Source organism: Nocardia sp. CA-084685, assembly GCF_050955785.1.
Lineage (GTDB): Bacteria > Actinomycetota > Actinomycetes > Mycobacteriales > Mycobacteriaceae > Nocardia.
In genome coordinates this window covers 3,319,111-3,332,640 of sequence record NZ_CP192094.1, presented here as the reverse complement: position 1 = coordinate 3,332,640, position 13,530 = coordinate 3,319,111, and the positions used below count along the sequence as shown (strand labels likewise).

The following is a 13,530-nucleotide window of genomic DNA, read 5'->3' as shown; positions in this document are numbered from 1 at the left end:
CCCCGGAGGTGATGTGCCGTGACAAGCGTGTTGCTGATCACCGGAGACGCGGCCGAAGACCTGGAGGTCATGTACCCCTACCAGCGGCTGCTCGAGGAGGGGTATGAGGTCCGAGTGGCCGCCCCGACCGCCAAGCAGCTGCAGTTCGTGGTGCACGATTTCGTCGACGGTTTCGATACCTATACCGAGAAGCCCGGACACACCTGGCCCGCCGATATCGCGCTGGCCGATGTCGATCCGAGTCGCTACGCGGCATTGGTACTGCCCGGCGGACGGGCGCCGGAGTACCTGCGCGGCGATGCGGAGTGCCGCCGGGTCGTCAAACATTTCGTCGACGAGGACAAGCCGATCGCGGCACTGTGCCATGGTCCGTTGATCCTGCTTGCCGTCGGCGCGCTGAACGGTCGTTCGTCGAGCGCCTATCCGGCGTTGGCACCGGATCTGAACGCCGTTGGCGCACAATGGGAAGACAGTCCGGCCTATGTCGACGGCAATATCGTGACCGGTCGCGCTTGGCCGGACCATCCACAGTGGATGCGCGCTTTCTTGGAGGTGTTGCGCGCCAAAGCGCCCGCACCGGGTCAGTAAGGTCTCGCCGAACCGGCAATTCCCACTCCTCCGGCAAGGTGCGCGACGCCGGTGAACCCGCCACTGGCCCCAGCGAATCGGTCGCGTGGCGGCGTCGCGCACCAGCCGTCAGCGCTCGCGCGCGCCGAGTGTCAGGAATGCGAGACCGAGTGCCAGCACGGCCAACCCGCCCCATGACATGATCGGTAACCGCTCACCGACGACAACCGCACCGAGCACCGTTGCCACGGCAGGCTCGGCGAGCGTCAATGTCGTCGCCACCGCCACGGTCGTATGCCGCAGGCCGTAACCGAACAGGCGGTAGGCGACGAAGGTGGTGAATACCGCAAGATGCAGCGCCACCGCGATGCCGCGACCAGTGTGCAGCCAGGATGTGTTGGTGCCCAACACAACCGGCAGCACCAGCAATCCGGCAATACCGAACATCGTGCCCATCACCGCATTCGAAGAATGACCGTGCGCGATGAGCCTGCCACCGATCAGCGAATAGACGGCGTAGGTGAATCCACCGAATGCGGCCAGCACAATGCCGAGCAGATCGACCGGTGCGGTCCCGCCCGTCACTTCGGGTCCGAGCACGAGGACCGCACAGCCGATTACCGCCGCCACGGTGGCACCGACCCACCGCTGGTTCGGCCTACCCTGTCCGGAAACCCAGGCCAACAGCCCGGCGAAAACCGGCGCGCTACCGAGCGCGATCACCGTGACGACAGCCACGCCAGTCCGCGCCACGGCCGGATAGAAGGTCACCGGATACCCCGCCACCGCCAACGCCCCGAGCACAACCAACCACCATTCACCGCGCGTGCACCGCAACCGCGCACCAGTCGACAAGAACAACAACAGCCCACCAAGCACCAACCCGGCAGATCCGATCGCCGCAGCGGACGCACCCGCGGGAGCCAATGAACTCGTGGTTCCCGTGGTCCCCCACAGCACCGCCGCCGTCAGGATGGGAACCGGGCCACTGAACGCCCCGGCACGCGAACCACCAACCGCAACAACATCTTTGATATCAGACATGGCCATGCACTTCCGTCATCGAATTCGACAGGGATTCGAAAACGGGCGCACGACATCACCCCAAGACTGCCCTCGACAAACAGCTCGGACCGCGAATCAGGAATTCAGCAGGTGCGCCCGATCAGGCGCACGGCGGCGGCGTAACGGCATGCCAGTAGATATCCACGCGACGATCCTAACGCGATGACCGGCCCTGTATCGAATGATCTTCGATACAGTTGGCCCGGTGAGGAAGATTGATTCGCCGATCGGACCGCCGATCGGTGCCGTGCGGACCACACCCGGTCCGGCGGCGCAGTTGGATGACATCGACCGGATACTGCTCGATCAGCTCGCACGGGACGGGCGCATGACCAATAGCGCCCTCGCCGATGTCGCGGGGATCGCGCCGTCGACGTGTCTGGGGCGGGTGCGGTCACTGGTGGAGCGCGGCGTGATTCGCGGATTCCACGCCGATATCGATCCGGCCGCGCTCGGCCGGAATCTGCAGGCCATGATCGCGGTTCGGGTGCATGGCAATGCACGTCCGCACCTCGCCGAGTTCGGAGAGCAACTGGCCGAACTCGACGAAGTGCTGAACGTGTATTTCATCGCTGGCGCCGACGACTATCTGATCCATGTCGCCACCGCCGACACCGAGGGACTTCGGGTCTTCGTACTGCAACATTTGAGCGCACATCCCGCGGTCGCCTCCACCGAGACGATCCTCATCTTCGAGCACGTGCGCCCGCGAACCAGCCCGATGGCTTAGGCGGCGGCTAGCGTCTCTGCGGCATAATTGTGTGCCGCCGCAACGGATTCGGACAGCAGGCGGCCGCGGTGCGTGCTCAGACCGGCGGCCAGGCCCGGATCCGCGGCGACCGCGTCGCGCCAGCCGCGCTCGGCGAGCGAAATCGCATACGGCAGTGTGGCATTGGTGAGTGCGACGGTCGAGGTGTACGGCACCGCACCGGGCATATTGGCGACGCAGTAGAAGACGGAATTGTGCACCCGGTAGGTCGGCTCGGCATGGGTGGTCGGGCGCGAATCCGCGAAGCAGCCGCCCTGATCGATGGCGATATCGACCAGCACCGAACCCGGCTTCATCTGTGCGACAAGGTCATTGGACACCAGCGTCGGCGCCTTCGCGCCGGGCACCAGCACCGCGCCGATCACCAGATCCGCCTCCCGGACCAGACTCTCCACCTCGAAGCTGTTGGAGATGATGGTGCGCACCTGACCGTGATACTGCTCGTCCAGCGCACGCAGGCGCGCGATGTTCAGATCCAGCACCGTTACGTCCGCGTGCATACCGACCGCGACGGCGATCGCGTTGCTCCCGGAAACACCGCCACCCAGCACCACAACCTTGGCCGGACGCGCGCCCGGCACACCACCCATCAGCACGCCGCGGCCACCGCCGCTGCGCATCAGGTGATATGCGCCGGCCTGGGGCGCGAGCCGTCCCGCGACCTCGCTCATCGGCGCGAGCAGCGGCAGCGATCCGTCCTTACCGGTGACGGTCTCATAGGCGATCGAGATGATCCCAGAGTTCAGCAGCGCGTCGGTGCAGTCCTTGGAGGCCGCCAGATGCAGGTAGGTGAACAGCAACTGCCCCGCGCGCATGCGCGAATACTCCTCGGCCACCGGCTCTTTCACCTTGAGCACCATTTCCGCGGTACCCCAGACCTCATCCGGGGTATCCAGCACCCGCGCCCCGACGGCCGCGTACGCCATATCCTCGAACGCGGACCCCTGACCGGCACCGGCTTCGATATACACCTCGTGTCCGCGTGACACCAGCTCGTGCACCCCGGCGGGTGTGCATGCGACCCGGTACTCGTGGTTTTTGACCTCGCGGGGAATTCCGATCTTCATCAACACTCCTGTACGTCGATCCGATGGGATTGGCGACATGTGATCGTTCGATCACCTCGGGGTAAGTATGAAGATCGTTCAAGGCCAGGTCCATATTGATGAAGATAGTTCTCTATATCAACAATACGGCGTCCTGATATTCATCCTCGAAGGTCTCTGCAACTATCGGTTCGAAAGATATTCGGAGACCCTGGCCTCGCGCTGCGAGATCTGACCGCTCGCCCGGCCGGCCCGCTCCTGGTTTATCGCAGAGAAGCGCTTCCCCACTCCACCGCGTAGCCGGACAGATGCGCCATTGTCCAAGTCGATCGACGCCTCGAGTGCGACCACTGGGATCGAGCCTCTCGCGGATGCGGTGTCATATCGGACAGGTCGTCACGGGCACACGATTGGGAACAGCGCCGAGAAAGAAGACGCACACGGCATTTCGTTGCGCGCCAGTTCGTTTCGGCTTGGTCGTGTTGATTCCTCCCTCGCCTGGTGGCGGGGATTCCGACTCGTGCCGCCCGGTCGCTCGGCGAGCGACCGGGCCCGATCTCAGCCGTTGACCGCGAGCACCAGCTTGCCGGTCGAGGTACGACTCGCCATCAACCGATGCGCCTCGGCGACCTCGGACAGCGGGAACTCCGCGGTGATCGGCAACTCGACTTGCCCCGTAGTGACCAACCGGAACGCGCGATCGGCGATCTCCCGCAATACCTGCGGCGCATCGGCGGTGAGCCCGAGGATCGAGAATCCGGAGATCGACAGGCCCCTCGGGTAGAGCTCGGGCTGGCCGATCTGCCAGCCCGGCTCACCGCTGGCATTGCCGTAGGAGATCAGCCGCCCGAACAGCGCGAGCGATTCGAGACCGCGCCGCAAGGTCTGCCCACCGACCGGGTCGAGCACTACATCGACACCGCGTCCACCGGTCGCCTCCCGGATATCGGTCTCGAAGCTCTCGGCCAGAAAGGCATCGTCGTAGCCGAGCTTGCGCGCGTAGTCCGCCTTGGCTTCGCTGGAGACCACGCCATATACCGCACCCGCGCCCGCCAATTTGGCGACCTGCCCGACCACGGTGCCAACGCCGCCCGCCGCGGCCTGCACCAGCACGGTCTCCCCTGGCTGCACTCTGCCAACGGTATTGATCAGCGCATACGCAGTGGGCAGGACCGTGGGAAGGGTTGCGGCCGTTCGCAAATCGACACCATCGGGCACCGCGAACACCGTCGCGGCGGTCACCACCGCAACCTCGGCGTAAGCGCCGCCCTCGGTGATCGCGGCCACCGGCTGGCCCACCGTGAACCCGTCGACATCGGCGCCCATCGAGCGCACCCGCCCCGAAAGCTCGAGCCCCGGCACGAACGGCAGATCCCGGACCCGATACCCCACCGAACGAGCCTGCAGATCGGCGAAGTTCACCCCGACATATTCGACGTCGATCGCGATCTCACCGGGACCCGGCGTCGGCGCATCGAGTTCCACCTCCCGCAACACCTCGGGTCCGCCCAGCTCACTGATCTGAATCGCCCGCATAACCCCACACTCCACTAGAAACACCGACCGGATAGTTCTAGCAGGAAATGGGTTCAGCGGCAGTCCACCACGAGTGCCGTCGCATTATCGGTGCTACCGGCCTGCAGTGCGTTGTCCACCAAGGTTTCCGCGGTAAGCGCCGGGGTCCGACCCGCGACCAGTATCGACTTGATCGCGACCATATCGAGCCGCTTATGTACGCCGTCGGTGCTCAACAGCAGTCGGCCCCGGCTCGATCCGGTGGCGGCGCGACCGATGACATCCGGACCGGCGGTGCGAGTGGAGGTGGTGACCAGGTGGTCCATGCGGCTCGCCGGGCGAACCCCCCTGGCACGCATGAACTCCGCGACGGTGTGGTCGGTGGTGATCTGATGCAGTACCCGGCCGTTCCAACGGTAGGCGCGACAGTCGCCGACCCAGGCGATATCGCAGGGGCCGTCGGGCTGATCAGCGGCGGGTAGCACGGCGATCACCAGCACACTGTCGGCCTGCTCCTCCGGGAATTCACGCAGCAACTCCTGCTGGGCCGCGACCACCCCGGCCAGCGCGCCATTGCCCGCACCGATCCGCGCGGCGACCGATGCCGCGGTCCGCGCTGCCCTGGCCGCGGGCAGGCTGTCGCCCACACCGTCGGCGACGACGAATGCGGTGCGGCCGGCGGCCGGGTCGGTATAGGTGGCGAACGCGTCCGCATTGAGTGAACGCCGCCCACGCGCGCTCACCACACCGGGCGTGATGCCGAGCCTTACCGGCTCGGGGCGGACGATGGCGATCGAAGCGGTTGTCTGCAAGGTCTGACCTCCTTGGGCTGGACCTGCCCCTACGCTGCCGATCCGCACAACTCTGTAACTCCAGTGAACCTCGGTTTTCCAAGTACCGTGCCAAAATTACCCAAGGGAACGCTGTGAATCCTGCGCGCACCCGCCGTGGGAGCCCGGTTTCCCGAATACGATGGCTCGGTGGAAAGCGTCGACGGCCTCGATCCGCTGCTGGCGAACCGCGGTAACTGGGATGCTCGTGCCCCGATTCACGCGGCCAGCGAGTTCTATCGCAATCGCGATTCGGCGTATTGGTTCGCGCCCTTCGAATGGGATGCCCTCGGTGACGTGCGCGACCGCGATGTGCTGCACCTACAGTGCCATCTGGGGACGGAGACAATCGAATTCGCCGAACGCGGGGCGACGGCGGTCGGTCTCGACTTCTCCCCTGCCTCGATCCGGCACGCCCGAGAGCTCGCCGCCGATGCCGTCGAATATGTGTGCGCCGATGTCTACGATGCTCCGAAGGCATTGCGACACAGGAAATTCGATATCGTCTACACGGGCAAGGGCGCGCTCTGCTATCTGCCCGACCTGCCGCGCTGGGCGTCGGTACTCGCCGAACTACTGCGTCCGGGCGGCCTGGTATACATCGTTGAATTCCACCCGCTGCTGCATTCCCTCGGCCCCACGCCTTCCCCTGGTGTCGATCCGGATTCGCTTGTCCTGCATGATGATTACCTCGAAGGGCGCGGACCTCAGCGTCGCGACAGCGACCACACTTACACCGACGGTCCGGCACTGGCCAGTGACACCACAGTCTACGAATGGCGCCACGGACTCGGCGAGGTGATCAACGCCCTGATCGGCGCGGGGCTGCACATCACCGATCTCACCGAAACCGAGATGCTGCCGTGGCCGCGCTGGTCGCGGATGATCCGCACCGATAACGGCTGGTTCCGGCTCCCGCCACCGGATCCCATCCTCCCATTGCTGTACGGATTGGCGGCGACCAAACCGGGCTAGCAGCAGCGATTCCCGCAACTTTGCTACGCGATAGCCATCGAACTCCTTACACTGCGACGATCCACATCGAGGGAGCGTCGAGTGTCCACTACCGTTCAGGTCTTGTTCGTTGTCGTCGCCGTGCTCGTCGGCATCATCGTCGCGGTGATTTCCGGAATCCTCTCCAAGGTCAGCGGCTCGCCCGCGGGCATCGTGATCCGCGACGGCGGCGTCGCCTTCGCGGGTACGGCCGGCCTGACCCTGCTACTACTCAAGGCCATCGGGGTGTTGTGAGAGCCCCCATCACATAACCGCGCCACTCAGATCAGCTGCCGAAGACGACGCAAGCGAAGCTGACGTGTACGCCGGTGCCGACGCGAACGTCCACCGTTCCGATGGGTGTGACGTCGGGGGCCTGCACGGCGCTGAGTGTGTGCGGACCCGTTGTCTTCGGAATCCAGGTCACCAAGGCGATGCCGCCCAGCGGGCGGACCACTCCGAATAGGACACCGTTGTCGTAGAAGGAGACGAGTTCCGTCGCATTGTCGACATAGGCTTCCGCAGTGGCCGGGCAGTCGGTGCCGTAGTTGGTCGCCAGGCCGTAGTTCGAATCCGGCATCACCCCCACCCTGGTCACCGCGGCATTCGCCGTCGGCGCTGTGCACGCCGCGGCGATCGCGGTGCCGAGCACGGTCGCGGTCATGATCGTTCGGTAGCTCATAATTCGGTCCTCGTCGTGCGGTGCCGAGTTGCCAGCGGAGATCATAGATAGTCCGTCGAGCGCTGCGTCCTGAATCGCCCAGCGTTTCGCAATTATGTACCCGGCGGTTCGGTTTACGGGTCGATATCCGCGGTCGGACCCGATCCAAGTTAGAACGTGTTCTAACGTGTCGGGTATGGACGTGACATACGAAGGCACGAAACGCGAGCTCGCCACCGATCAGGGCGTGCTGCGCTATCACGAGGCGGGCGACGGGCCGCCGCTGTTACTGCTGCACGGCTCCGGAATCGGCGTCAACGGGTGGCGCAACTATCGCGGCAATCTCGCGGTCTTCGCCGAGCACTTCCACTGCTACATCCTCGAATTTCCCGGTTTCGGCGTCAGTGATCCGGTGGACGGACATCCCGTGCTGACCGCGGGCGCGGCAGTGCTGCGATTCATGGACGGGCTCGGCATCGAATCCGCGGCCATGGTCGGTAATTCGATGGGTGGCGTCGTCGGGGCGAATCTGGCGATCCAGCATCCGCAGCGGGTGCGCAAGCTGGTCACCATCGGCGGGATCGGCCCGAATATCTTCAGTTCCAGTCCGAGTGAAGGGATTCGGCTGCTGCAGGAGTTCGCCGACAAACCCGATCGGGACAAGTTGCTGCGCTGGTTGCGGGCCATGGTCTACGACCCCGCGGTGATCACCGATGAGATCATCGAGGAACGCTGGGCGGCCGCGCAACATCCGGATACCCAGAAAACCGCCGCCATGATGTACGGTTCGGCCGCCTGGGCCATGCAGCAGAAATTCCTGGCGAATTCGAATACGCCGCCCTATTGGTCGATGCTACACAAGGTGCAGTGCCCGACCCTGCTCACCTGGGGTCTGGATGACCGCGTCAGTCCGCCGGATATGGCGCTGGTGCCGATGCGGCAGATCCCCAATGCGGAACTGCACGTATTCCCGAACAGCGGGCACTGGGTCATGATCGAAGCCAAGGCGGCCTTCGAACGCGCCATCCTCGAATTCCTACGCCGCTGAGTCAGCGATCCGGATAGACCTACGCCGGACGGCATGTCTTGGCAGTGACCGGAATCTCGGGATATTCGGGCAAGGACTCGTTTGTCTTCGGCGCCATGATCCGTTCCAGACCTGCCATGGACTCCAGCACGGGCAGCCGCGTGAGGGTATTCCGAATTGCCATGCCCGAGCGGGTTTTCGGCACCATCAGCCGCAGGTTCGGTCCGATCTGCTGTTTGCGCTCGACCAGTGCGCGGTGACTCTGCTCGTAACGGTGGAAACCGGTGCGGTGCTCGCCGTTCGCGGCGGCGAGTGCCCCCGCCAGCCGGTATGCGCCGACAAGGGCGAGTTCGGCACCGGCTCCGGAGGCGGGCGAGGCGCAATAGGCGGCGTCACCGACGAGGGCGATGCGGCCGGTCGACCAGCTAGCCATCTGGACCTGCCCGAGGGAGTCGAAATACAAGTCCGGGTCGGCGAGTGCGCCGTCGAGCAGTTGTGCCACATGCCATGCGGATTCGGTGCCGAACCGCTCGGTCAGCAAGGCGCGGGCGGCGGCGGTATCCCGCGGATCGAGGTCGAGCAGTGGGCTGCGGAACATGAAGTACGCCTTGGCCTGTGCGTATTTGCCGGAACGGTAGATGCCCGCCATCGCGCCTGGCGTGTTGTAGACACTGACCCAGCGGTCGGGTCCGAGCGTGGCATCGGCGTTGCCGAAGGCAAAGTAGTGGTCCAGGTGACGGACGAAATTCGGTTCGGGGCCGAAGGCCAAGCGCCGCACGGTGGAGTGCAGGCCGTCCGCGCCGATGACGAGGTCGAACCGCTGTTGGGAGGCGTGCTCGAAGGTGACGGTGACGCCGTCGTCGTCCTCATCGAGGGCCCGAATCGACTCGCCGAACAGGTATTCCACGTCGACGTTGCGATCGTGCAGGATCCGGACGAGATCGCCGCGCATGATCTCCACCTCGGCGCTGGCGTATTTGTCCTTGATCTTCTGCATATCCACCTCGGCGATGGGATCGCCGGTGGCGTTCACGAACCGCATACCAGCGACATCGGCGGCCGACGACCGGATCTGCGCCATGATGCCCATGCGCTCGGCGACCGAGATCGCTTGATCCCGCACGTCCACCCCTTGGCCACCGATGCGCAGTTCTGCCGCGCGCTCGACGACGGTCGGCTGGAAGCCGTGCCGCGCCAGCCAATACGCCAACGTCTGTCCGGCGATGCTCGCACCTGAGATCAGAATCCGCATTGCCTACTCCCTGTCTCGAAATGTCTGACCATTGGTCAGTATGGCCACTGTATGGTGCTGACCAACGGTCAGTCAAGCGGTAGCATCGGTCACCATGGCCGACGATTCACGTGCCCGCATCTTGCGGGCGGCGCTCGACCTGTTCGCCGAGCGCGGATACCACACCGTTTCCGTGCGCGAGATCGCCGAACGCGTCGGGCTGACGAAAACCGCTGTGCTTTATCACTTCCCGAGCAAAAGCGATATCGTCGCCGCACTCGTCGAGCCGCTGCTGGTCGACAGTGAAGAGGTGCTCGAGGCCGCGGCACGCGGGCGGGACGCCCAGGCGCGCCGCTGGGCGGTGGTGGCAGGGCTGCTGGAGGTGTGGCTTTCACACGGTCAGTTGTTGCGAATGCAGATGCAGGACCAGGCATTATCCGCCGACGAGGCCACCTTCGCGCGATTGCGTACCATCGCGCTCTCGGCACAGGACCTGATCGCCGGGCCGCATGCCGATTTCCCCACCCGCGTGCGGGCCGCGCAGGTCTATGCGGCACTGAGCGATCCGGTAGTCATCTTCGCCGACCGGCCCGCCGACGAGTTGCGCGCGGCGATTCTGGATGGCGCACGGCGATTACTCGGCGATTCCGCCGCTGGCGCCCCTGTCCGCATCCCCGCCGCCGAGATTCCCCCAACCCGCCCGAACCGCCGTGGCCGCCCCGGCGCGATGACCTCGGACATGATCGAATCCGCCCGCGATATGCGAGATTCCGGCCGTCCGATCGACGAGATCGCCGCCGAGTTCGATGTCTCGCGTGCCACGCTCTACCGACATTTGAGCAAGGCGAGCGAATTATGAGATTAATTTCGAGACGGCGGGTTCGAGGTATTCTGCTCCGCGAGCACGTCGACAGGGATGTAATGACACTGCGTACCTTGGCCACAGCCGCCGCGCTGACACTCCTCTGCGTGGGCGCGGCGACCGGCTGCGGAAAGAATGCGGCCGGGCACCCGGTAGCGGCGAGCAGCACAAAGGCAACCGGAACAACGACTTCCACACCATCCACCACCGCCGTGCCATCCGCGCCCGCGGATTCGGTAGGCAAGCACGACACCATCGTCACCGGCCCCGACGCCGAGCCGCTGATGGCACGGATCCGCGCCACCGATCCGTGCTCGATGTTGGACCCGGAACCATTGAAATCGATGAATCTCGGGGTGAAGTCGGCGACACGTGCGGGGCCGGGGCTCGCCGGGTGCCAACTCAGGGTGGGCGATCATGTGGGCGAACCCGACTCGAAGGATGGGCTCTACCTGTTCGAACTGTCACTCGGTGAGGTGTACGAGGACACAGACCGTGCGCAGGACAAGGTCGAAACGGTCAACGGGCACACGATCTACCGATCCCATCTGTCCGATGATCCCACCTCCCCCGACACCTGCTATTACTACGTGCCTGCCGGGCACACCGGCTACGCACACCGGATGCGGTTGCGCAAAGTTCCAGCCGACGGCGCACCGAACAAGACGCCATGGCCCGAAAAATGCGCTGTAGCAAAGGATTACGTCAGCAAGATCGTCGATCAGCTGGACCGCCTCACACCCCGCGACAAACCAGCCGATGGGCCCGTGCTGTACGGCAAGAATCCCTGCACGGCCACGGATGCGGTAAAAGCTCAGTACAGCGATTGGACCTCGAGCTCGACCAGCTGGATCGCCCCGTATTACTGCCAACTGAATTTCACCCAGCCAGGCGCGAAATACAGCCTGCAGGTCGATCTCGAATACCGCATGGATACCGAGCAGAAGGCACCGTCCAGCCCCGGCAATGGCCCTTACCAGGCAGCGGGGTTGAACGGCATCATCCTCCGATCGAACGTGTACGGCCCTGTCCCGTCCCGGTGCGCCGTCAGCCTCACATACCGGCCGAGTAGCGACGGCCGCCTGAACGGCCATCTCATCAAGCTTGCGGTCGATTGGACCGCGGTCCCTCTTGCCCAGTACGGCGACCCCGACCACCCGACGGACGGCAGCTGGCCACCACTGCCATCCGACGCCTGCGCCCACGTCGACGATCTGAGCACCGCGGCGGTGCGCGCCGCTGGCTAACCTCTCGCCACGAAGTCTTTGGCTGACGCGACCACCTGGACGGCCCGGAGGCTCCCGTCGGCCAGGCCAAGGGTGGCCTGTCTACTGATCGACGGCCCCCTCCTCACCGACCCCGTCGCCATCGAGTTCGCGATCGGCCGAGTGCACGACCTCATCGACCGAGGCCTGCTCGATCACGGACCCGACACCTAGCGAATCACTCCAGGGGCGGTGCGGGTGATTGACCGACCCGGGATCGCCGGTGAATATGAATCATGCGTGTCTGCCAGATGTATGGATCGAGAACTACTCGGTGGGCGTCGGGCAGGTCGCGCTGATCCGAGCCTCGAGTGCGAGATGAATCCGACGTGGCACAGGCACGCGTCTTTTACGAATTACTCACCGCGGAAGCCGAATCCCTGGCCGCGGCACTGCGGCCACACCTGACCAGGCGCGGGGTACCCGGCGCGAGCACCGAGGCAAGGTTGCTGGAGCGCGACCTACGCGAGGTGCGCCGGTGCCTGGAACTGCTGCGCGACCGATTTCCGGAAATGGGCCAGGGAGCCGTCGTCGACCGATGACGTATGTCAGTGGGATCACTGGTGGAACAGGTGGTCATAGCCGACGTGCAGAGTAGCTGAAGCGCCTACGTCAGACGCCGAGACGGGCCACGCTCATGCTCGTCCGCGGAATCCGAATCTCCGTCCGTAGCAATGGATTGCGCATTCGCGGCATATCGCACCGACAAGGGGACTAACCTGCGGCGCATGGCAGTTACCTGGCCGGACGAAATCGATGATGTCTTGCGTGGTGATCTCACCGCCGGATTGGCCTATATCACTCCGGCCGGCGGGGCGGTGGTGACGGCGGTGTCGCCGATCGGGATGCGCGACCGAGAGCGGGGGACGGTGGGGTTCACGACCTCGCTCGGCTTCGGGCGCAAATTGGAGCGGATCAAACGGGAGCCGAAGGTCGCGCTCGCGTATCACGCGCGTGAGCATGGTCTGGGCGATCAGCACAACCAGAGCTTCGTGCTGGTGCAGGGCATCGCGAGTTTCGACGCCCAGCCCGACCAGGATGCCCTCGATCGCCTCGCCGAGCAGGCGACGCCCTATATGGGCGCACCGCGACGCGGTCGCTTCTGGGATCGCTGGCTCAGCGCCTACTACACCGACAGAGTTGTGGTGACGGTCGCGGTCACCCGGATCATCGCTTGGCCGAACCCGGATGCGACCGGCGAACCGGAGGTATTCGGCGAACCGCTGCCCACCACCGCTGATTCGCAGCAGCCGCCCGCCAAAGGCACCGGCCCCCGGGTGGACAGCGCCAAGGCTGCCGCCCGCGCCAGGAAACTGCCGCACTGCCTGCTCGCCTACCGCCAGTCCGACGGCTATCCGGCCGTAGTACCGACGAATGTCACCGGATCGAGCGAGGCGGGCGTAAACCTCACGGTCCCAGCGGAAGTCGCCCAGGGCGGCCGCCGCGCCGGTGTCCTCGCCCACTCCTATCGCCCACAACTCGTCGGCCTCGAATGTCGTCAGCACACCGGCTGGATCGAAATCGACGGCACCGACGCGACGTACGCACCCCACACCGAATCCGGTTTCCTCGCACCACCGAACAAGACACTGCTGTTGCTGGCCAACGGATTGATGGCCCGGCGCGGACTGGCCCAAGCCCGGAAACAGGGCCGCATCGACGCATTGCGTTGACCCCAGGAAGGGCACGAACCCCCTCC

General features: G+C 65.0%; 15 protein-coding genes. 9 read left to right on the top strand and 6 right to left on the bottom strand.

All coding sequences use genetic code 11. From position 1 onward, the window contains the following. The first annotated feature begins 18 nt into the window (after positions 1-18). Positions 19-588: a DJ-1/PfpI family protein gene (locus ACQP2U_RS15305; protein WP_433715261.1), complete on the top strand. Its 570-nt coding sequence runs from the start codon at positions 19-21 to the stop codon at positions 586-588. 108 nt (positions 589-696) lie between these two features. On the opposite strand, the gene ACQP2U_RS15300 is transcribed toward ACQP2U_RS15305, so the two are convergent. Then, complete coding sequence (locus tag ACQP2U_RS15300; protein WP_433715260.1) at positions 697-1,611, bottom strand: EamA family transporter; 915 nt, start codon at positions 1,609-1,611, stop codon at positions 697-699. Positions 1,612-1,846: 235 nt separating this feature from the next. Here ACQP2U_RS15300 and ACQP2U_RS15295 point away from each other — a divergent pair, with 235 nt between their 5' ends. Further along, positions 1,847-2,362 carry an Lrp/AsnC family transcriptional regulator gene (locus tag ACQP2U_RS15295; protein ID WP_433716473.1) on the top strand — a complete coding sequence of 172 codons (516 nt, stop codon included), beginning with the start codon at positions 1,847-1,849 and terminating at the stop codon, positions 2,360-2,362. Here the strand turns inward: ACQP2U_RS15295 and ald are convergent. From ald to ACQP2U_RS15280, 3 genes are all read right to left on the bottom strand, one after another. Beyond that, positions 2,359-3,468, bottom strand: a complete 1,110-nt coding sequence (ald, locus tag ACQP2U_RS15290) for an alanine dehydrogenase (RefSeq protein WP_433715259.1) — start codon at positions 3,466-3,468, stop codon at positions 2,359-2,361. The two genes, ACQP2U_RS15295 and ald, sit on opposite strands and share 4 nt — an antisense overlap. A gap of 537 nt (positions 3,469-4,005) precedes the next feature. Continuing rightward, positions 4,006-4,983: a quinone oxidoreductase family protein gene (locus tag ACQP2U_RS15285; RefSeq protein WP_433715258.1), complete on the bottom strand. Its 978-nt coding sequence runs from the start codon at positions 4,981-4,983 to the stop codon at positions 4,006-4,008. 53 nt (positions 4,984-5,036) lie between these two features. Continuing rightward, positions 5,037-5,774, bottom strand: coding sequence for a PP2C family protein-serine/threonine phosphatase (locus ACQP2U_RS15280; RefSeq protein WP_433715257.1), 738 nt, complete (start codon positions 5,772-5,774; stop codon positions 5,037-5,039). A gap of 168 nt (positions 5,775-5,942) precedes the next feature. Between ACQP2U_RS15280 and ACQP2U_RS15275 the strand changes: the two genes are divergently transcribed. Both ACQP2U_RS15275 and ACQP2U_RS15270 read left to right on the top strand, forming a co-directional pair. Further along, complete coding sequence (locus ACQP2U_RS15275) at positions 5,943-6,767, top strand: class I SAM-dependent methyltransferase (RefSeq protein ID WP_433715256.1); 825 nt, start codon at positions 5,943-5,945, stop codon at positions 6,765-6,767. An 81-nt stretch (positions 6,768-6,848) separates the two neighbouring features. After that, on the top strand, positions 6,849-7,040 hold the full coding sequence (locus ACQP2U_RS15270; protein ID WP_062987240.1) for a hypothetical protein: 192 nt from the start codon (positions 6,849-6,851) through the stop codon (positions 7,038-7,040). Between the two features lie 31 nt (positions 7,041-7,071). Here the strand turns inward: ACQP2U_RS15270 and ACQP2U_RS15265 are convergent, their stop codons facing one another. After that, positions 7,072-7,467, bottom strand: coding sequence for a hypothetical protein (locus tag ACQP2U_RS15265; RefSeq protein WP_397034190.1), 396 nt, complete (start codon positions 7,465-7,467; stop codon positions 7,072-7,074). 175 nt (positions 7,468-7,642) lie between these two features. Here ACQP2U_RS15265 and ACQP2U_RS15260 point away from each other — a divergent pair, with 175 nt between their 5' ends. Then, positions 7,643-8,494: an alpha/beta fold hydrolase gene (locus ACQP2U_RS15260; protein ID WP_433715255.1), complete on the top strand. Its 852-nt coding sequence runs from the start codon at positions 7,643-7,645 to the stop codon at positions 8,492-8,494. A gap of 19 nt (positions 8,495-8,513) precedes the next feature. On the opposite strand, the gene ACQP2U_RS15255 is transcribed toward ACQP2U_RS15260, so the two are convergent. Next, positions 8,514-9,725, bottom strand: a complete 1,212-nt coding sequence (locus tag ACQP2U_RS15255; protein ID WP_433715254.1) for an FAD-dependent monooxygenase — start codon at positions 9,723-9,725, stop codon at positions 8,514-8,516. A 94-nt stretch (positions 9,726-9,819) separates the two neighbouring features. Between ACQP2U_RS15255 and ACQP2U_RS15250 the strand changes: the two genes are divergently transcribed. The 4 genes from ACQP2U_RS15250 (at position 9,820) to ACQP2U_RS15235 (ending at position 13,504) form a co-directional block, all read left to right on the top strand. Then, positions 9,820-10,563, top strand: coding sequence for a TetR family transcriptional regulator (locus ACQP2U_RS15250; RefSeq protein WP_433715253.1), 744 nt, complete (start codon positions 9,820-9,822; stop codon positions 10,561-10,563). 62 nt (positions 10,564-10,625) lie between these two features. Continuing rightward, positions 10,626-11,813: a DUF3558 family protein gene (locus ACQP2U_RS15245; protein WP_433715252.1), complete on the top strand. Its 1,188-nt coding sequence runs from the start codon at positions 10,626-10,628 to the stop codon at positions 11,811-11,813. Between the two features lie 347 nt (positions 11,814-12,160). Next, a complete protein-coding gene (locus ACQP2U_RS15240) occupies positions 12,161-12,373 on the top strand; it encodes a hypothetical protein (RefSeq protein WP_433715251.1) in 213 nt (70 codons plus the stop codon). A 186-nt stretch (positions 12,374-12,559) separates the two neighbouring features. Beyond that, positions 12,560-13,504: a hypothetical protein gene (locus tag ACQP2U_RS15235; RefSeq protein ID WP_433715250.1), complete on the top strand. Its 945-nt coding sequence runs from the start codon at positions 12,560-12,562 to the stop codon at positions 13,502-13,504. Positions 13,505-13,530 lie beyond the last annotated feature (26 nt).

Excerpts from the sequence above, each read along its gene's own strand:
- ald (WP_433715259.1), bottom strand. The coding sequence starts at position 3,468 with ATGAAGATCGGAATTCCCCGCGAGGTCAAAAACCACGAGTACCGGGTC.
- ACQP2U_RS15245 (WP_433715252.1), top strand. The coding sequence starts at position 10,626 with ATGACACTGCGTACCTTGGCCACAGCCGCCGCGCTGACACTCCTCTGC.
- ACQP2U_RS15265 (WP_397034190.1), bottom strand. The coding sequence starts at position 7,467 with ATGAGCTACCGAACGATCATGACCGCGACCGTGCTCGGCACCGCGATC.
- ACQP2U_RS15250 (WP_433715253.1), top strand. The coding sequence starts at position 9,820 with ATGGCCGACGATTCACGTGCCCGCATCTTGCGGGCGGCGCTCGACCTG.
- ACQP2U_RS15300 (WP_433715260.1), bottom strand. The coding sequence starts at position 1,611 with ATGTCTGATATCAAAGATGTTGTTGCGGTTGGTGGTTCGCGTGCCGGG.
- ACQP2U_RS15260 (WP_433715255.1), top strand. The coding sequence starts at position 7,643 with ATGGACGTGACATACGAAGGCACGAAACGCGAGCTCGCCACCGATCAG.
- ACQP2U_RS15285 (WP_433715258.1), bottom strand. The coding sequence starts at position 4,983 with ATGCGGGCGATTCAGATCAGTGAGCTGGGCGGACCCGAGGTGTTGCGG.
- ACQP2U_RS15235 (WP_433715250.1), top strand. The coding sequence starts at position 12,560 with ATGGCAGTTACCTGGCCGGACGAAATCGATGATGTCTTGCGTGGTGAT.
- ACQP2U_RS15255 (WP_433715254.1), bottom strand. The coding sequence starts at position 9,725 with ATGCGGATTCTGATCTCAGGTGCGAGCATCGCCGGACAGACGTTGGCG.